Annotated in this window: 22 protein-coding genes; 21 read left to right on the forward strand and 1 reads right to left on the reverse strand. The window is 30.3% G+C overall.

Annotation, left to right across the window (positions count from 1 at the left end):
* Window positions 1-2: 2 nt before the first annotated feature.
* From pheA to OC535_RS08975, 15 genes are all read left to right on the forward strand, one after another.
* On the forward strand, window positions 3-1121 hold the full coding sequence (gene pheA, locus OC535_RS08905; RefSeq protein WP_498823615.1) for a prephenate dehydratase: 1119 nt from the start codon (window positions 3-5) through the stop codon (window positions 1119-1121).
* A 9-nt stretch (window positions 1122-1130) separates the two neighbouring features.
* The gene (locus tag OC535_RS08910) at window positions 1131-1628 is read left to right on the forward strand and encodes a shikimate kinase (RefSeq protein ID WP_024722369.1); all 498 of its coding nucleotides are present in this window, start codon (window positions 1131-1133) and stop codon (window positions 1626-1628) included.
* A 228-nt stretch (window positions 1629-1856) separates the two neighbouring features.
* Window positions 1857-2021 carry a hypothetical protein gene (locus OC535_RS08915; protein WP_227053587.1) on the forward strand — a complete coding sequence of 55 codons (165 nt, stop codon included), beginning with the start codon at window positions 1857-1859 and terminating at the stop codon, window positions 2019-2021.
* Window positions 2022-2524: 503 nt separating this feature from the next.
* Window positions 2525-2929, forward strand: a complete 405-nt coding sequence (locus OC535_RS08920) for a GNAT family N-acetyltransferase (RefSeq protein ID WP_024722370.1) — start codon at window positions 2525-2527, stop codon at window positions 2927-2929.
* An 11-nt stretch (window positions 2930-2940) separates the two neighbouring features.
* Window positions 2941-4068 carry an exonuclease SbcCD subunit D gene (locus OC535_RS08925; RefSeq protein ID WP_498823616.1) on the forward strand — a complete coding sequence of 376 codons (1128 nt, stop codon included), beginning with the start codon at window positions 2941-2943 and terminating at the stop codon, window positions 4066-4068.
* Window positions 4058-7090: an AAA family ATPase gene (locus OC535_RS08930; RefSeq protein ID WP_498823617.1), complete on the forward strand. Its 3033-nt coding sequence runs from the start codon at window positions 4058-4060 to the stop codon at window positions 7088-7090. Before OC535_RS08925 ends, OC535_RS08930 begins: the two co-directional genes overlap by 11 nt.
* A gap of 53 nt (window positions 7091-7143) precedes the next feature.
* Window positions 7144-8583, forward strand: coding sequence for a proline--tRNA ligase (proS, locus tag OC535_RS08935; RefSeq protein WP_024722372.1), 1440 nt, complete (start codon window positions 7144-7146; stop codon window positions 8581-8583).
* A gap of 108 nt (window positions 8584-8691) precedes the next feature.
* Window positions 8692-9120, forward strand: a complete 429-nt coding sequence (locus tag OC535_RS08940) for a MarR family winged helix-turn-helix transcriptional regulator (protein WP_024722373.1) — start codon at window positions 8692-8694, stop codon at window positions 9118-9120.
* Window positions 9113-10447, forward strand: coding sequence for an MATE family efflux transporter (locus OC535_RS08945; protein ID WP_024722374.1), 1335 nt, complete (start codon window positions 9113-9115; stop codon window positions 10445-10447). Before OC535_RS08940 ends, OC535_RS08945 begins: the two co-directional genes overlap by 8 nt.
* Before the next feature lie 657 nt (window positions 10448-11104).
* On the forward strand, window positions 11105-11680 hold the full coding sequence (locus OC535_RS08950; protein ID WP_498823618.1) for a hypothetical protein: 576 nt from the start codon (window positions 11105-11107) through the stop codon (window positions 11678-11680).
* 22 nt (window positions 11681-11702) lie between these two features.
* Window positions 11703-12158: a GNAT family N-acetyltransferase gene (locus OC535_RS08955; protein ID WP_498823619.1), complete on the forward strand. Its 456-nt coding sequence runs from the start codon at window positions 11703-11705 to the stop codon at window positions 12156-12158.
* 29 nt (window positions 12159-12187) lie between these two features.
* Complete coding sequence (locus OC535_RS08960; protein WP_227053785.1) at window positions 12188-12376, forward strand: hypothetical protein; 189 nt, start codon at window positions 12188-12190, stop codon at window positions 12374-12376.
* A gap of 26 nt (window positions 12377-12402) precedes the next feature.
* Window positions 12403-12945, forward strand: coding sequence for a P-loop nucleotide/nucleoside kinase family protein (locus tag OC535_RS08965; protein ID WP_227053784.1), 543 nt, complete (start codon window positions 12403-12405; stop codon window positions 12943-12945).
* A gap of 91 nt (window positions 12946-13036) precedes the next feature.
* The gene (locus tag OC535_RS08970; protein WP_227053783.1) at window positions 13037-13474 is read left to right on the forward strand and encodes a hypothetical protein; all 438 of its coding nucleotides are present in this window, start codon (window positions 13037-13039) and stop codon (window positions 13472-13474) included.
* Between the two features lie 21 nt (window positions 13475-13495).
* Window positions 13496-14002, forward strand: coding sequence for a hypothetical protein (locus OC535_RS08975; protein ID WP_498823620.1), 507 nt, complete (start codon window positions 13496-13498; stop codon window positions 14000-14002).
* A 215-nt stretch (window positions 14003-14217) separates the two neighbouring features.
* Here the strand turns inward: OC535_RS08975 and OC535_RS08980 are convergent, their stop codons facing one another.
* Window positions 14218-14832: a peptidylprolyl isomerase gene (locus tag OC535_RS08980; protein WP_498823621.1), complete on the reverse strand. Its 615-nt coding sequence runs from the start codon at window positions 14830-14832 to the stop codon at window positions 14218-14220.
* A gap of 161 nt (window positions 14833-14993) precedes the next feature.
* On the opposite strand from OC535_RS08980, the gene OC535_RS08985 reads away from it, so the two are divergent.
* From OC535_RS08985 to OC535_RS09010, 6 genes are all read left to right on the forward strand, one after another.
* Window positions 14994-15812, forward strand: coding sequence for a pyridoxamine kinase (locus OC535_RS08985; protein WP_498823622.1), 819 nt, complete (start codon window positions 14994-14996; stop codon window positions 15810-15812).
* 12 nt (window positions 15813-15824) lie between these two features.
* The gene (locus OC535_RS08990) at window positions 15825-16469 is read left to right on the forward strand and encodes a TatD family nuclease-associated radical SAM protein (RefSeq protein ID WP_024722382.1); all 645 of its coding nucleotides are present in this window, start codon (window positions 15825-15827) and stop codon (window positions 16467-16469) included.
* A gap of 55 nt (window positions 16470-16524) precedes the next feature.
* Complete coding sequence (locus tag OC535_RS08995; RefSeq protein WP_498823623.1) at window positions 16525-17259, forward strand: tyrosine-protein phosphatase; 735 nt, start codon at window positions 16525-16527, stop codon at window positions 17257-17259.
* A 49-nt stretch (window positions 17260-17308) separates the two neighbouring features.
* Complete coding sequence (locus tag OC535_RS09000) at window positions 17309-17713, forward strand: MG284/MPN403 family protein (protein WP_024722384.1); 405 nt, start codon at window positions 17309-17311, stop codon at window positions 17711-17713.
* 72 nt (window positions 17714-17785) lie between these two features.
* Entirely contained in the window at window positions 17786-19102 is a 1317-nt protein-coding gene (locus OC535_RS09005) for an NCS2 family permease (protein WP_024722385.1), read from the forward strand.
* A gap of 215 nt (window positions 19103-19317) precedes the next feature.
* Entirely contained in the window at window positions 19318-19473 is a 156-nt protein-coding gene (locus tag OC535_RS09010; protein WP_227053389.1) for a hypothetical protein, read from the forward strand.
* The last annotated feature ends 33 nt before the right edge of the window (window positions 19474-19506 follow it).

Raw genomic sequence — 19506 nt, forward strand, 5'->3', positions numbered from 1 at the left:
TTATGAAAGATTTAGAACAATGTCGTAAAGAAATTGATGAAATCGATCAACAATTGATCAAACTTTTTGAACAAAGAATGCAGGTCAGTAAAGATGTAGTAACTTACAAATTAGCTCATGATATGGAAATATTTCAGCCGCAGCGCGAAAAAGCGGTAATTGAAAAAAATACTGATCGTATTACTAATCCAAATCTAGAAGACTATGCTCGTAATTTTATTCAAGATGTCATGGATATTGGAAAAAGTTATCAGGCTAGTTTTATTCCTTTAAAAGACACGTATAAATTAGCTAAGCCTAAAATTGAAAATATTAAAGTTGGGTATGCTGGAGTGCCGGGTGCTTTTGCTCATCAAGCATTATTAGAGTATTTTGGGGATGTTGATAATATTAATTATGAACATTTTCAAGACGTTTATGATGCTTTAAAGAATGATGAAATTGATTATGGCATCGTTCCTTTAGAAAATTCTTCAACCGGAGCAATTAATGATAATTATGATTTAGTAAGAGATTATGATTTTTATATCGTTGGTGAACATAGTGTTGGTGTCACGCAACATCTTTTAGGAATCAAAGGTTCTAAAGTAGAGGAACTTGAATATGTATATAGTCATCCTCAGGGAATTGCCCAATCAACGGATTTTTTAAAGAAATATCCAAATATAAAACCGCAAAATTTTTCTAATACGGCAGCAGCAGCAAAGTTTGTTAGCGAAAGTAATGATCATCATTTAGCAGCTATTGCTTCAAAAATGGCTGCTAAGTTATACGATTTAGAAGTCTTACAAGAAAATATTCATAACGAAGAAAGTAATAATACGCGTTTTATCGTTTTTTCAAAACAGTTAGAGGATCATGAAGATACTAATTGTGTTAGTATTGTTTTTACTTTACAACATAAAGCTGGAGCCCTTTATTCGATTTTAAAAGTTATTAAAGATCATCAAATAAACCTGTCAAGAATTGAATCACGACCAATCAAAGATAAACACTGGCAATATTATTTTTATATCGATTTTGAAGGCAGTTTACATGATGATAATGTAAAATTAGCTTTAGAACAATTAAAAGCTAATTGTTTAACATTAAGAGTTTTAGGAAACTATCGTCATGCCTGAGGTATACGGATGAAAAATATTGTATTGATTGGCATCATGGGCTGTGGTAAAACAACGATTGCTGCGCTTTTAGCTAAAAAATTAAAGCGCCCGGTTATTGATATTGATGAATATATTGTAGAAAAACACCAGCAAACAATTCCCGAAATGTTTAAAATCGGTGAAACTTATTTTAGAGAAAATGAAACCGATGGTTGTAAAGATATAGCTAAGTTAGAGGGGTATATTATATCTACGGGAGGCGGTGTTGTTTTAAATCCTTTGAATATTCAATATTTAAAAGAAAATGGAGTTATTGTTTATATTGATCGACCGATTGATGATATTTGTAAAGATGTTGAAACTTCAACTAGACCGCTATTAAAAGATGGACCACAAAAATTATATGACTTAAATAAACAAAGGTATCAGTTATATTTAGATGCTTGTGATATTCATTTTATTAACGATGATACGTTAGAGAATGTTACCAATAATTTAATTGAAATCTTAAAAAATTATATTTAATAACTTTTAAATTGATAAAAAGTATGGTAAAAGCCATACTTTTTACTTCTTATATTACTTTAAATATACTTATAGACAATTTTAAGATAAGTCTAAAAGTTTGTTTTTTGTAATTTTGTTAATATAGAATTTAAAACGATATTTTTATTAGCAAGAGTTTAAAAAATGTATTAATGTATTTATAACTTTTTGATTCTATGTGAAGGAAAGAAGTAAAAAGGTATTATAATGGAGTTGAGTATAGAGGAAATTAGTAAAGATGAGTGGAAACGGATAAAAAAACATAATTATAAAAAATCTTTCAAGAAAAAAGCTCATCTTATAAAAGAAGAAAAAGCAAAAGCATATTCAGATGGCGAATTTTTTGAACTTCTAGAAAGAGAAGGATTATAGTATGAAGGTTGTTATTGATGAAAGTATTTTTATGTTTTTAAAAGAAAACAATATAAAATTTTCACGATAGCTTAAAATAGGCATCGATCATATAAAAGTTAATTCAAGAATGTATGCAATGATAACAGATATAAGAATATTTAGCATTTTGTTATAAAAGGAATTGACTTTGGATATATGATTGATGGTGAAATAATTATTATTTCAGATTGCAGATTTGTAAAATCAAATACAAAATTAAAAGTAAAATAGAATCAGTTTATTGACTGGTTTTTTTTATAAAAATGAATAGTATTTACAATCAGAGGAAATGACACAGGTCAAGAAAATAGATTTCGTTGACATATTTTTTGAACTATGAACTTGTCAAAAATTATGTTTTCAAAATATAGCTATTTTTGTTGGAATAGAAAACAGGTCTTTATTTATAAAATTTTTACTTTATGAATTGAAGTTTAAATAAAGATAAAATTTATGATATAATGTTAAACAAGGTGATTAAAGTGAAATTGGTAAAAGAAGAGTATGTTGATAAAAACTTACCTAAAGGATGGAAGCCGTATTATATCTATGCCATGATCGTTGATGATAAAGCTGTCGGAAAGATCGTTTTACGTGAAGGAACGAAAGAAGAACGTTATTATGATGGTCATATTGGATATACGGTTGAAAAAGAATATCAAGGACATGGTTATGCTTTTCAAGCTACACAATTATTAAAAAAAGAAGCATCATTATTAGGATTTAAGGAACTGATAATAACTTGTTCACCTAATAATATTGCTTCTAAAAAAACAATTCTAAAATTAAAAGCACAATATTTAGAAACAGCTGCAGTTCCTAAAAAATTAAGAAAGAATTTTGCTGCTGGTGAAAGCGAAAAAGAAATTTATATCATAGAGTTATAAGGAGATAGATAATGAGATTTGTTCATATTAGTGATATTCATTTAGGCAAACTGCTTTTTCAACAGAATTTATTAGAAATTCAGGCTGATTTGTTGAAGCAGATAACTAATTATCTAGTTGAAAATGAAATTGATGTTTTAATTATGGCTGGCGATATTTATGATCGCAGTGTGCCTAGCAACGAGGCGGTTGAAGTATTAAATGATTTTTTGTCATCGTTAATTTTAAAACATCATAAAAAGGTTTTAATGATTGCTGGAAATCATGACAGTGCTGCGAGATTAAGCTTTGCTAGCGGCTTATTAAAACATGAGGGGTTATATATCGAGGCTCATTTACAAAAGGAAATGAAGCCGATCATTATTGATGGGGTAAATTTTTATTTATTACCTTTTTTTAAACCTTCTTATTATCGCTATTTGTTTGAAGATGAAAATATAATTACTTATCAAGATGCTTTTGAAGCATATTTAAAAAGACAGAATTTTGATTTTAAAGCAACGAATGTATTAATAACGCATCAGTTTATCGCTGGTAATAAAGAAGTTGTACGTAGTGAAAGTGAAGTGGTTTTAAGTGTTGGGGGAAGTGAAATAATTGATGTTTCTTTAGTGAAACCGTTTGATTATGTAGCTTTGGGACATATTCATGCGCCGCAAAAGATTGCAAAAGAAACAATTCGTTATAGTGGTAGTTTAATGCGTTATTCTTTTGATGAAGTGTTACAGCAAAAAAGTATTGTCGATGTTACGATCGTTGATAAAAAAGTATCATTTAAATTAGTAGCACTAAAGACTAAACAGAATCTAATTAAATTCTCGGGGTCATTTGATGAAATAATGAATTTAGAAGATAATCATCATGATTTTATCGCAGTTGAGTTATTAGATACAATGATCGTTCCTAATGCCATCGATTATTTACGAACAAAATTCACTAATGTTTTACAAATAACTTATCCTAATTTAATTAGTCAGCAAATAAAAAATAATACTAAAGCTGATCAGGGATTTGAAAAATTGTCCTCATTAGAACTATTTGCGCAGTTTTATCAAAAAATAAAAGGTGTGCCAATCGATGATAAATCTAAAGCAATAATAACTAAAATAATGAAGGGGGAAGATGATCATGTTGCCTAATACCCTTACAATGTCAGCTTTTGGACCATATCGAAATGTTGTCAAGATCGATTTTGAAACCTTTAAACAAGATGGATTATTTCTAATTACCGGACCTACCGGCTCAGGAAAGACAATGATCTTTGATGCCATAACCTTTGCTTTATACGGGGTTTCAAGCGGCAGTGAAAGAAGCAGTGAACAATTTCGGAGTGATAAAGCTGATAATGATGTTTTTACATATGTGGAATTAGATTTTACTTTGCATGGCAAACACTATCTGATCAAGCGTTCGCCGAAGTACTTATTAGAAGGTCGAAAAACGCCTAAAATGCCAACGGCTTTATTAACTTTGCCAGATGGAAAAGTTATTGATGGAGTCAAGGAAGTAAATGCTAAGATAAAAGAAATTTTGGGAATTGATGAAAAACAGTTTAAACAGATCGTCATGATTGCTCAGGGGGAATTTACCAAACTTATTTATGCGGGTAGTGATGAGCGGGAAAAAGTTTTAAGAAACTTGTTTAAAACGGATGATTTAGTGTATCTGGAAGAAAAATTAAAAGAACAGGTCAAAGAATATCGAAATAAATATGATTTATTATTTAAGCAAAGAGAGATGTTAAAAGATAGTTTAAAGATCGAACCGACAAATCTTGATGATGAAGATTATTTAAAGATGTATGAAAAAGAAGTGAAGGATAACGAATTGATTTATCAAACGAAGTTTGAAGAGTATAATCAGATCAATCAAGAGTTGAATATAACATTATTGAATAATCAAAGAATCAGACATTTAGATGAATTACAGTTTAAATTAGATGATTATTCAAATAATCAAGGATATTATCAAAAGCTAAAAGAAAATATCTTATTGTTGAAAAAAGCCATGAGTTTACAAAATACTTATCAAGAAATGCTTTCAAGTAAGAAAAAAGTAGATAAATTATTGACTGCTAGGGATGATAGTCAAAAACTTTTGATAAAGACTAAAAAAGAATTGGCTGATAAGGAAAGGGAATATTTAGATATTGCTAAATATCAAGAAAAAAAAGCGGCACTAACGATTGAATTACAAAAAAATAAAGAATTGAAACAAATTTATAAAGATTATCAAAATGATCTAGCTATCCAAACGAGATTAAATAAACAGATCAGAATTATTAAAAGTAGGTTAGTAGGTTTAGAAGATAAACAAAATAAATACCAAAAGTTGATTGATACTGATAGTGCTAGTATTTCTAAATTAGATAAACTAACAAGTGACTATGAGTTAGTCAATCAAGAGTACCAAAAGTTACATCAGCATAAATTAGAATTACATCGTTTAAGTGAAGATTATGATAAATTATTGTTGACTGAAGATCAGGGATATGATTTAAAAGAAGAATTTCAAAGAGTTGAAGAAAGTTATTTAAAAGAAAAGCAAAATTATGATATGATCGAACATCGTTTTCGTTTGAGCCAAGCTGGAATCTTAGCTAGTGGACTTAAAGAAAACGAGCCTTGTCCCGTCTGTGGATCGTTGCATCATCCCCATATTGCTAGTTTTGATAAAGATATTGTTTATCATGATGATTTAAAACGAGCTAAGCATAGTTTTGATAAATGTAGCGAGCGCCGTAATGATCTTTATAATGCATTAATGCTAAAACAGCAGGAAATTTCTTTGTTGAAAAATAAATTAGAGTCTGATTCGAAACGTCTTGATATTGATGAGGAATTAGGAAAAGAGGTTTTTATTAAGGAGTTAGGACTGATCAATATTAAAGAAAGTGGTTTATTGAAAAAAGCTAAAGAAATGGATAATGAGATTATTTATTTGAATAAGCTTAAAACTACTTTAGATAACCATTTAAGAGATCTAAAAGAAGTTGAAATGAAGATAACTGATGATAATAATGTACTTAGTAATTATAATGATCAATTAAATCAACTAGTGGGGAAAATAACTCCTTTAGATCATTTAAAGCAATTGACCGAGTCGAAAATTAATCAAATGATCAATGATGATGAAAAACAGCTTCAGGATCTAGATGCTTTGATTGCTGCACTTGAAAAAAATTATCATTATTTAAAAGAAAAAATGATTCAGTTAGAAACTAATGACCAGGCATTAGTTAAGCAGTTACAGGAAGAAAAAAATAATTATCAAGATAAATCAAATATTTATCTTGAACAGTTAAAACAATTATTCGATGATGAAGATCATTTTATTGAGTTATTACCACAAATAGTATTATTAAATGATAAAGAAAAAGAATATAATGATTATTTGATCAATAAGACGACATTACAAAATCAAATCAGTGAATTAAAGAAAGAATTAGAAAATACAAAATATATCGATACTTCTAAAATAAAAGAAAAGACAATGATCCTCAAAAAAGAATTAGAAGTCTTACAAGATTCATTAAATAAACAAAAAGCTAAACTAATGATGATGAAAAAAACAATTGAAAATATTAAAGAAATTGATAAACAGTTAAATGATAATTATGAAAATTATCAGCGCTACTTAGAATTAAGCGAGATAACTTCTGGTAAAAATGAATATCGGATCTCATTTGAACGCTATGTTTTAGCTGCTTATTTTGAAAATATTTTAGCTTATGCAAATATTTTGTTAAAAAGAATGTCTCAAGGCAGATATCAGTTATATCGTCGTGATAATCGTTCTAAAGGTGCTGGAAAACAAGGTTTAGAGCTGGATGTCTTAGACTTAGAAAGCGGGATGTTTAGAGATGTTAAGACTTTATCAGGGGGCGAATCATTTAAAGCAGCTTTATCGTTAGCTTTGGGATTATCAAAGATGATTCAAAGTTTTGCTGGGGGCATCGAACTTAATACTTTATTTGTTGATGAAGGGTTTGGTTCTTTAGACAGTCAGTCATTGGATCAGGCAATCAATTGTTTGATTGATTTACAGCAGGATGGTAAATTGATCGGAATAATTTCTCATGTAAGTGAACTAAAAGAGCGTATCGATCATAAGATCGTTCTTTCTAAAGGAAATAAAGAAACTTATATTTCTATTGAATAATCCAGACATAAATAGTAAAATAAACAAAGATTATAATGAAATGAGGAGATATGATGGCAAATAATAAAAAAAATGATGCAATATGTGCAATGGAGGATGACTTTGCTCAATGGTATACAGATGTATGTAAAAAAGCTGAATTAATGGATTACAGCAGTGTTAAAGGCTTTATCATTTATCGGCCATACAGTTATGCAATGTGGGAAGCAATTCAACAATATATGGATAAACGTTTTAAAGAAACTGGACATGAAAACGTTTATATGCCGATGCTTATTCCACAATCATTATTACAAAAAGAATCCGATCACGTTGAAGGATTTGCGCCCGAATGTGCAATTGTAACAAAAGGGGGATTAGATGATCTAGAAGAAAATCTAATCATCCGTCCAACTTCAGAGACCCTATTTTGTGAGCACTACGCTAAAGTAGTAAACTCTTATCGTGATCTGCCTAAATTATATAATCAATGGTGTTCAGTAGTGCGCTGGGAAAAAACAACACGTCCATTTTTAAGAGGATCAGAGTTTTTATGGCAGGAAGGGCATACGATTCATGCGACTGAAGCCGAAGCTCGAGCTGAAACTTTACAAATGTTAGATATTTATGAAGATACAGCTAAAAATTTATTAGCGATTCCAATGGTAACAGGTCGTAAAACAGAACGTGAAAAGTTTGCTGGGGCGATGGAAACATATACGATCGAAGCTTTGATGCATGATGGTAAAGCGTTACAGTCAGGAACTAGTCATTATTTTGGGCAAGGTTTTGCGAAAGCTTTTGATATGAAGTTTTTATCAAAGGAAAATAAATTAGAATATGTTTATCAGACATCTTGGGGTGTTTCAACAAGATTATTAGGGGCGATCATTATGGTTCATGGTGACAATAATGGGTTAGTTTTACCACCACGAGTAGCACCGATCCAAGTGATGATCATACCGATCCAGCAGCAAAAAGATGGTGTTTTAGATAAGGCTTATGAGCTGCAGCAAAGATTGAAAGATGCGGGAATTAAAGTTAAAGTTGATGCTAGTGATAAGACACCAGGATGGAAGTTTTCTGAAGCTGAAATGCGCGGGATTCCATTAAGACTTGAAATTGGTCCTAAAGATATTGCTAATAATGCTTGTGTTATTGCTAAAAGAAATGATGGAACTAAGGAAACATATCCATTAGATGAAAATCTTGAAAATACAGTTAAGCAATTATTAGATACGATTCATGAAGAAATGTATCAAAAGGCTTTAAAACACCGTGATAAAAATATTCGTCAAGCTAATAGCTATGATGAATTTAAAGAAATTCTTAATACTAAGGGTGGTTACATCAAAATGATGTGGTGTGGCGATGAAAACTGTGAGGTTAAGATCAAAGAAGACACAGGAGCTACTAGCCGTTGTATTAAAGAAGATGAAAAGCCATTTGGTGATGTTTGTCCAATTTGTGGTAAACCAGCTAAAAAGGTTGTTTATTTTGCGAAAGCTTATTAGAAGATCAAACAGTTTTGCTTTAAAAGTGAAACTGTTTTTTTGTTTATAGTTGACATATCAATTAATTTGAATATAATAGTTGATATGTCAATTGTTGGAGGTGTGATTATGGATAGAATAGGCAAAGTAATCAATCAGTTAGCGATATTAAATCGTAATGATAGTAATCAAAGATTGAAACAATATAATTTAACTGGCAGTGAGGGTGCTGTTTTATTGATGTTTAATGAAAAACCGGAACTTTACCAGGAAGATATTATCAAAAAATTAGAAATTGATAAAAGTGCGGTGACAAGATTATTAAAACGGATGGAAAGTAAAAATCTAATCAAGCGAATTCAGGCTCCTAATGATAAAAGGTATTGTTTAATTGGAATAACGGAATCAGGACTAGAAAAACAAAAGCTGGTTGATCGTGTCTTTAATAAAAAGGATCATGATATTGTTGCTGGTTTGTCTAAAGAGGAGCAAACTGAACTTAGAAGAATGCTGGAAATCATAAAGAATAATATTGACGGAGGGAAAATCAATGAATAATGAAAGAATGGAAACTAAAAAGATCTTACCATTGCTGGTAGAATTTAGTGTTCCAGCAATAATCGGAATGCTGGTTAATGCTATATATAATGTTGTTGATCGGATGTTTATTGGTAATGCTCCTGATTTAGGCGCAATTGGTATTGCTGGAATAACGATCAGTTATCCAATTACTTTAGTTTTAATAGCGATTTCTTTAATGGTCGGTGTTGGCGGGGCTACGCGTTTTAGTATTTCTCTAGGTAAAAAAGAGCCTGAAAAAGCAAGGATCTATCAAGGAAATGCCGTCGTATTAACGATTATTTTTGGTTTGATTTTCACGATTTTTGGAAATATTTTTATTGACCCGATTTTAAGAATCTTAGGGGCTAGTGATAAAGTTATCGGTAATGCTAGAGATTATTTATCAATTGTATTATATGGGGCTGTTTTTCAGTGTGTTGCAATGTGTGGTAATAATTTTTCACGAGCTCAAGGTAATCCTAAAAATGCGATGATTTCTCAGTTGATTGGGGCGGGATTTAATATTTTATTTGATTATATTTTAATTATGAAATTACATATGGGAATGCATGGAGCGGCTATTGCTACGATTGGGGGACAATTTTTAAGTATGATCTGGCAGCTTTGTTATTTATGTTCAAACCGATCATTAATTAAGCTGGATTTAGATTGTTTAAAATTAAAGGTAAATTACGTATTAGATATCATAAAAACAGGAATTCCTGCGTTTTTAATGCAGATGGCAAATAGTGTTTTAAACTTTATTTTGAATAGTACTTTAGGTAGATATGGTGGCGATATCGCGATTTCGGCAGTAGGAATCATCACGAGTTTTCAAACTATTTGTCAAATGCCTTTAACGGGGTTAATGCAGGGACAACAGCCATTAGTAAGTTATAATTTTGGTGCGGCAAAATATGATCGGGTGAAAGAAACTTTAAAATATGCGGTTATTGGTGGAACGATCATTGCGGTTACGGGCTTTTTAGCGGTTGAGATTTTTCCCGAAACGATCATTAAGATGTTTAATAGTGAAAAAGATGTAGTTGAACTTGGGGTTAAAGCAATTAGGATCTGGTTTGCTTGTTTGCCATTATTGGGAGCACAGATCATCATGGCTAATTATTTTCAATGTATTGGTAAAATCAAGGTAGCTAGTGTCTTGAATTTATTACGCCAAGTCATTATTTTGATTCCAATGATATTGCTTTTAGCTGCTGTTATTGGCTTAGATGGTATTTTTATGGCAGTGCCGATTGCTGATTTTAGTGCGTTTGTAATAACGATTTGTTTGTTTATCAAAGCAATAAAAAAATTATCTTAGTAAAACATAACTATAGATCAATATAGAATTAAAAAGGTCAATTAAATGACCTTTTTGTTTAGTTAAAATATTAATTTAAGATCCAAAGATCAGGCAGATCTTTATGTAAAGGCTGGATAGAAATATATAGTATACTTTGATTATTTTAAAGTTGGAATGAATGTAATATATATTCATGTTATAATTATTTATAATGAAATGAACAAATTGTTAGGAAATATTAATGGAGTGATTCGGCGACGAATATACAATGGTTGATAAGTAATAGAAAGTGGAAGAATTTTGATGGGATCATCGTATCTTTTGTTCGTGATTAAATCTTATTAGATTACAATGGGGATAGTAGTATTTTAGCATCAAAAGTTTTGGCTGATAGATATGAACAATGTAATACAAAAGAAATACTTTTTATGGCATGGTGTTGCTGTAAAAGATTTTTGTAATCCGATAATTGTTTTTGAGCGATAAATTGAAGGAATTAATCAAGATTTTGAAATTTATGATTGTCTAGATGATTTATTTAAAGAACATCATCAGGAAATATCGGTTTTTCTATATAGAAATTTAAGCAGACATTTAATGAATTACAAGATAAAAAATGCAAGTAGTTAGTTTGTAGGATGAGCGATAAATTAGAATTTGAAGGAATGAAAATAGATGATAAAAAACATATTTAAAATTATAGTAGGCTTATTTATGATTGCAGTTGTTTTAATTGGATATATTCCCCAGCCAGAGTATTTAGTTGAACTCACTTGTGTATCAAATATGCTTGGTGGATTACTTTTGCTTTTAGATGGGGTGCTTAACATCACAAAAAAGAAAGCTTTTCCTAATGCTTTTTATATGAATATTACAGTAAGCATACTTATAGTATTTCTAGTTTGTATGGGAAGTCTTATTGGAGCATATAAGTTTAACTTCAATGGTGCATTTTTCTTTATGCATGTCATCAATCCAATTGTTTTTGTGGTTTATTATATAATTTTTGTCAACGAGCAAGATCGTAAAGTTGGGTATGTTTTGAAAGCACCGATAATGATCATGGCATATGTATTGTTTGATTATATACACTACCAGTTTACAGGTGAATTTGTTTACGGTTTTATCAATTCTGAAAAATTTACGCTTGTTTATGCAATAATCGCAGGAATTGTTATTTATGTTTTAATGTATCTGCTTAGTTTGATTCTTTTTGTTTTGAATAGACTTGTTCATAAAATAAAATGGTGAATTAGAATTTATGGAGGAAAAGATGAAAATAGTTGATGGTAAGGAATATATAGAACAGGTACGAGATCTCATTATTGAATATATACAATGGCTTGATAGAGATCTTTCTTTTCAAGAAATAGATGATGAACTTGCTGATCTGGCTAAAAAATATACAGCTCCAGAAGGAGAAATTTTAGTAGTGATTGAAGATAGTGAAGTCTTAGGAATGGTTGCTTATCATCGACTTTCTAATATGCGCTGTGAAATGAAACGTCTTTATGTAAAGCCGAAATATCGTGGTATGAACTTGGGAGAAACTCTCATTACAGAAATTATTTTACATGCTAAAAAGGCGGGTTATAAAGAAATGGTACTAGATACGATCACCCCATTGAAATCTGCAATATATTTATATCAAAAACTGGGTTTTAAAGAGTGTAAACCTTATTATCATAATCCTATGTCTGACGTTTTGTATTTTAGTAAAAAGCTGTAAATTATAATTTGCAAAGGAGAAATAAACAGATGAATAATATGAAGAATGAAGAATATGTTGTATGCCCACGCTGCAAACAAGAGGTTTTCAAAGATTCAATTACATGTCCTTTTTGTAACTTTGGTATTATGGCATGGATTGAGGGAGAAATTGACGAAAATGGAGAATCAATAGAAGATAAGTCCAAACAGAGTCCCCATTTGTATAGCAAGAGATAACTTGAATTTAAGGCGGAGGTGTAGTTATGGGAAGTGGAAGAATTGTTTTAATTACGGGTTCACCAGGAACAGGAAAAACTACAGTATCGACTGTTGTTGCAGAAGAATCTGATATGAAAAAATCTGTACATATGCATACAGATGATTTTTATCACTATTTGAGCAAAGGAGCAATATCGCCACACCTGCCTGAATCTGATAAGCAAAATTTAATTGTCATTGAGGCTTTTTTAGAAGCTGCAAAACGTTATGCTCGTGGCGGATATGACGTCATTGTAGATGGTATTATTGGACCATGGTTTTTAGAACCGTGGCTAAATATTGTTCGAGATGGATATGAAGTACATTACATTATTTTAAGGACAAGTAAAAATGAAACGATGAAACGAGTAATAAATCGTTCAAAATTAGATAAAGAGACAAACATAGAATTAGTGGAAATAATGTGGGAGCAGTTTAATAATTTAGGAGTTTATGAAGCAAATGCTATAGATACAACAGAATTATCAATAAGTGATGTAGTTTCTTTAGTGAAAGAAAAAATTAGAAGTAAAATATTTATGTTATAAAGTTGATTTATTTTTATATAAAGATAAGAAATTTATAGCTTTCAAAAAAATGAAATTAATAAATGAGAATTTTTAAGGAAGTGAAATAATAATGTGTATTGAATGTTATATTGATGAAAATAGAATAACACCGCTGTTAAACCCGATAGAATGTTTACAAAATCATACGCAATATATTTGTGGAACTTGTGGACGGTGTATCTGTATTGAACGTGACCCTAAACGGGGACTGCAAAGATGGAATTTTCCTTTCAAGTCATTAGAAATTGCAAAAATGTATTTGCGTACTGCTGATTACAGTATGAAAAAATCTTGTGGTATTTATGAAATAGAAAGTGAAAACGGCAGACATTCCTTTAAAATTTTTGCAAGGGATAAAGATCTACAGATATACTTAAAAAAGAATAAAGGTAAATTTTGTAAGCGTATGAAACCTATTTTCATTGTTGCTAAATATAAGGAATACGCAAATACCCAAATACGAAAATTGACTTTTGATGAAGTACAGAAATATATGTCAGAACGATAGATCCCCGTTTGTGGCGGAAATATGAAAATGGAATGTAGTAATGAAATAAATCCAATCAGCAAAAAGCAGGATATCTGTTCTTTGTTACAAAGACTAAACTGCCAATATGAAATTTATAATGTAAATTCTGATAAGGAATATGAATATTTAAAAGGAAATGATATTTGTATTACTATATCTAATTCAAATTATAAATATTCAATGTATATTGATTTAGAAGATGGTGGAGAATTTACTTTATCCTATTATAAGTGGCATACACATTATTTTGGTGAAAAAGAGGATTATAATAGATTATGTGCTGATTTAACAGATATTTTAAGAAATAATAAATGTGTAATAGTTATAAATAGTAACAAAAGATGGCTATATAGTGGATTATCAGAAACAAAAATCAATAAAAGTTATAATTATGATAATGATATTAAAAAGTTACCAGGAGAATTTCAAAAGGAAATAAAGAAATTAAAAGGTAATGTAGAATTGTTTTATTGGGATGTTAAAGATAATATAGTAATAGATATTTAGGGACAAATGAGGGATAAATTGTTAAAATATCGATTTATTGAAATCAAGTAAAGAGTATATAAAAACGATAATATTGATCTTAAATATCTGTTCATTATAAAGCAGGATAAGATAATGTTATTAGCTGCAAGGAAACAGATCATGGCTGTGAAAATCATTCTTGTTTAAGATACAAAAAAATCAACTAAAAAAGTTGATTTTTTAGATTAGATTTTTTAATCAATAATTTTAATTGAGGTAATTACTGGCTGGTTTTGGGCCTCTACTGTACCATTATCATCTGTTACAGGTACACTGGTAGCAATTTGATCAACAACATCCATTCCTTCATATACATATCCAAAAACAGCATATTGGCCATCTAATGAAGGATATGTTTGATGAACGATAAAGAATTGTGAACTGGCACTATCATAATCTTGAGAACGCGCCATTGAAATAGCACCACGAGTATGTTTTAAAATATTATCAACATTATTAGCACTAAATTCACCTTTGATCGTTTCATCAGATCCACCTGTACCATCACCATTAGGATCACCACCCTGAATCATAAAACCATCGATGATGCGATGGAAAGTTAAGCCATCATAAAATCCTTCTTTAGCGAGTTTAACAAAATTTGTAACTGTAATTGGGGCTTCATCAGCATTAAGTTCAACTTTAATTACACCATAATCTTTAACATCGATTTCAGCATGATGATTACCGCTTAGTAAATCATCTGTTGTACTGTTTTTTGAACTGCTATCAGTATCTTTGTCTCCGCCACATCCTGCTAAAGCTAAAGCAAGAAGCATAACCATACCAATCTTAAATAATTTTTTCATACTATCTCCTTTTCATTTTCTTATTTATTATACAAAATATTACTATTAATTGTCTATACAAAAGTTTAGATAAATATTGTCCACATAAAAATAATTAAAACTGTCATGATTAATTTATCTATAAATATGATAAAATTAATGACAATGAAAAGAGGGTATTTATGAGACAAAAAAGAATTGTTTTAATAAATGATGTTACAGGGTACAGTCGCTGTTCTGTTGCCGTGCAGCTGCCAATTATTTCTGCTATGGCGATCGAATGTGTATTTGTACCGACTGCTATTTTATCGATCAATACATATCATCCTGGATATTTTTTTGATGATTACACAGATAAAATGAATGATTATATTGCAACATATAAAAATATGGAACTTGAATTTGATGGTATTGTAACTGGTTTTTTAGGTTCAGCAAAACAAATCGATATCGTTATTGATTTTATTAAATATTTTAAACATCAAAATACGTTTGTTTTAGTTGATCCTGTCATGGGAGATCATGGCAAGTTATATCCTACATACACTGCTAAAATGCAAGAAAAAATGCGTGAGTTAATACCTTATGCATCGATAATGACACCTAATTTAACGGAACTATGTGCTCTTTTGAATATTGAATATCCTAATAGGATACCGGATTTCGATGAATTGTTTAAAATGTGTAAGCAGTTATCTAGTCAAGGGCCTAAAATGATCGTAGTTACGGGAATTAGTATTGATGATGAGATAATTAATTTTGTTTACGAAGATGGTAAGGATTATCAAATTATCAAAGCCAAAAGAATCGGCGCAGATCGTAGTGGTACCGGTGATGTTATTAGTGGAGTAATTGCCGGAAAATATTTGTTGCATCATGATTTTTATCAAAGTGTCAAGGCTGCAGTTGATTTTGCTTCTAAATGCATTGATTATAGCCAAAAAATTGGTGCTCATAATCATTTAGGGTTATGTTTTGAACCGTTTTTAAAGGAGCTGTAGGAGGGAAAATAAATGGTTATTTTATATACACTATATAAAAATAGTTATCTTGATATTAAGGAATTAGATGATTTAAAAGGTGTTACCTGTTATGTAAATAGTACTAATCGCTGCAGTTGTGCGTGTACTTTTTGTTTAAGAAATACTAAAGAAATGCAAGAATCTAATTCATTGTGGTTAGAGCAGGAACCAACTGTGGAAATGATCATAGATGAGTTTAAGAAATATGATTTAAATGATTTTAAAGAAGTTGTTTTTTGCGGATTTGGAGAACCTTTGATGCGCCATGATGATTTGATGCAAGTAGCTAAATATTTAAAGGAAACAAGAAAAGATCTACAAATTAGAATTAATACTAATGGTTTATCTTCGATTGTTTTAAAAAGAGATATTACTCCTGATTTTAAGGGACTGATCGATACTGTTTCAATTAGTTTAAATGCTCCAAGTAAAGAAGAATATTATCAGTTGACAAGATCAAAATATGGTATTGATTCATTTGATTATATGCTGGATTTTACTTTAAAGACGAAGCAATATGTTGAAAATGTTGTATTGACAGTAGTTGATATTATTGGTGATGAAAAGATCGCTAAGTGTCAAAAGATTGCTGATGATCTCGGGGTGGCATTAAGAGTACGGCCTTTTGAAGAATAGAAAATTGTGTATCTAAAAATGTTATGGTATAATTTTATCAGTGAGGTAAATTATAATGATGCAATTAAGTCGAGAAGAAAGAATGTTAAAAGTGGAAAGTATGACTAATATTCGTGATCTAGGCGGGTATGAAACTCAGGCTGGTTATTATACTAAAAGTCATAAGTTTGTTCGTTCAACTAATCCAGGTAAATTGAGTGATGAAGAAAAAGAATATTTATATGAATATGGAATCAGGGTTCAAATCGATTTACGAAGTAATTTCGAATTAGAACAGCAGCCTAGTACATTAAAAGATTATCAAGATATTAAATATTATCGTATTAATTTGATGAAGGTCAAAGATTTAAATGTTCTACCTAAAGAGATAGCTAATTATCATGACTTGGCAGGTTTTTATATCTTTATGCTGGAAGCTAACAAAGAGCAGTTTAAAGAAGTATTTGAAATATTTTATGATAATCCCTATGATGCGATCATGTTTAATTGTTCGGCTGGTAAAGATAGAACGGGTGTTGTTGCAGCTTTGTTATTAGATCTAGCAGGATGTCATGAATATGATATCGTTAAGGATTATTCAGAGTCTTATGAAAATAATCTAAAGCTGATACCGGAATTGGAAAAACTCGTGGGTGTTGAAAATCGGGTTTATCTAGAATCGGAGCCACGAATGATGATGAAATTTCTTGATTATTTAAGAGATAATTATGGTAGTGCTAAGGAATATTTGATCAGTTGTGGTGTTGAAGAAGAAAAAATTTTAGAAATAATAGAAAATTTTGTAATTTAAAGAAGTAAATCTCCTATTTGATTTGTATAAGATAATAGGAGGTTTTTTTATGGGAAGAACTAATACTTTAACATTTAAACAAAAGCAGGATGCTGTTGAAAATTTATTTAAGCAATATCATCGGGCTAAATTAAAATTATATTGTTTAGAAAATGTAAATTATTATCCCCAGGTAAGTGCGGGAATTATTAAAGAGACAAAGAGGCGTTATAAAAGATCAATAGCTGAGCGTCTAAATAGTAGGATCGAAGACAAAGATGAATTAAAAAGCTTGATATCTTCTTTTGAAATCATTATTAAAGCATTGAGTCCCGATAGTCAAATCATTATTACTAATGAATTTGTAGATCAAAAAGAAGATGACTGGTGGGTTGATTTTTATAGCCGGGCTACTTATTATCGTTTGAAGACAAGAGCTTTGGAAGAGGTTTTATTTTATGTAAATATTATTTGAAGCATTATTTTTCTTGAAAAGGCACAAATTTAAGATATAATTAAAGAGAATTTGTAGAAGGAGAAAGAAATAATGCTTGAAAGATTTTTTAAATTAAAAAAGAAGGGAACTACTGTTAAAACAGAAGTGATTGCGGGAATTACAACTTTTTTAGCAATGGCTTATATCTTAGCGGTAAATCCGAACATGTTGCAAGAAACAGGTTTATCTTATGATGGGGTTTTCTTAGCAACAGCTTTATCTTCAGGAATTGCAACGTTGATCATGGGTCTACTTGCAAATTATCCTGTTGCTTTAGCTCCGGGAATGGGAGTTAATGCTTTATTTACATATACATTAGTATTTGGAATGGGATATAGTCCAGCAGCAGCATTAGCTGCAGTAGTAGTATCAGGAATAATTTTCTTAGTTATTTCAGTAACAGGTATTCGTAAAGCAATCATTAATGCTATTCCTCAGCAATTGAAATTAGCAATCGGTGCCGGAATTGGTTTCTTTATTGCTTTTCTTGGTTTTAAAAATGCAGGAATTATTGTTAGTGATGCCTCTACGTTTGTTGCATTAGGAGATTTAAGAGATCCAGTTGTTTTACTTGCGGTATTTGGAATTTTAGTAACGATTATCTTAATGGCTAGAAAAGTTCCAGCAGCAGTATTTTATGGATTGATCATTACTGCTGTTGTGGGAGTTATTTTGGGATTATGCGGAATAGCAGGAATGCCAGAAGTACCTTCAGCTATTATATCATTCGATTTAGATACTAGCGGATTTGGAATCTTTATGAATGGTTTTGGAGAATTGTTCTCACATCCAGATTGTATCGTAGCACTATTTTCATTATTATTTGTTGATTTCTTTGATACTGCAGGAACATTGATTTCAGTAGCTAATAAAACTAATTTAGTAGACAAAAATGGCGAACTTGCAAATATTGAACAAGCACTTATTGCTGATTCAACGGGTACAGTAATTGGTGGGATTTTAGGAACATCTACTGTAACTTCATTTGTTGAATCAACTGCTGGTGTTGAAGCGGGTGGTAGAACAGGTTTAACGGCTTGTACTACAGCTGTCCTTTTCTTCTTATCAATATTTTTTGCTCCAGTTTTAAGTGTAGTAACTAATGCAGTTACTGCTCCTGCGTTGATTGCTGTAGGAATTTCTATGGCAACACAATTAGGAGGAATTGAATGGGATGATATTGTTTTTGCAGCAGCTGGATTTATTACTGTAATTATGATGGTTTTAACGTATTCAATTTCTGATGGGATTGCTTTTGGTTTTATTGTTTATGGTCTTACTAGTGCTATTGCTGGTAGAGCAAAAGATATTAAGCCAATTGTTTGGGTTTTGATTCTTGTCTTTATTGCATATTTTGCTTTGATTTAGATTTTTAAAAGTGAATATTAAAAATTGAATTACTATATTAATATTAAAATGCCATGTCTTATTTAGATATAGCATTTTAAAATGACAATTGTTAAATCAAATATATGACAAATATCATTATTTATATATTATTAATATATTAAATGGATTATATTAATGAAATATAGTATAATATATTTGTAACCACACATGGGAGAAGGAAAGAAAATGGTAAAATGACAAAAAATATTAGATTTCAAGATCCTAAAAGAACTAAAGAAATTCAAGAAGATATGAGAGACTATGGACGTGCTTTGGCAGGTCGTGGTTTGATTATTGGTGGTTTTATTATCATCGCCATGTTTTTAAGTTATTTTTTTGGTATTAAGTAAAATTTATACAGTAGTTCCTGTGTGTGGTTAAAA

The organism is Clostridium sp. Marseille-Q5894, from assembly GCF_946902305.1.
Taxonomy (GTDB): domain Bacteria; phylum Bacillota_I; class Bacilli_A; order Erysipelotrichales; family Coprobacillaceae; genus Thomasclavelia.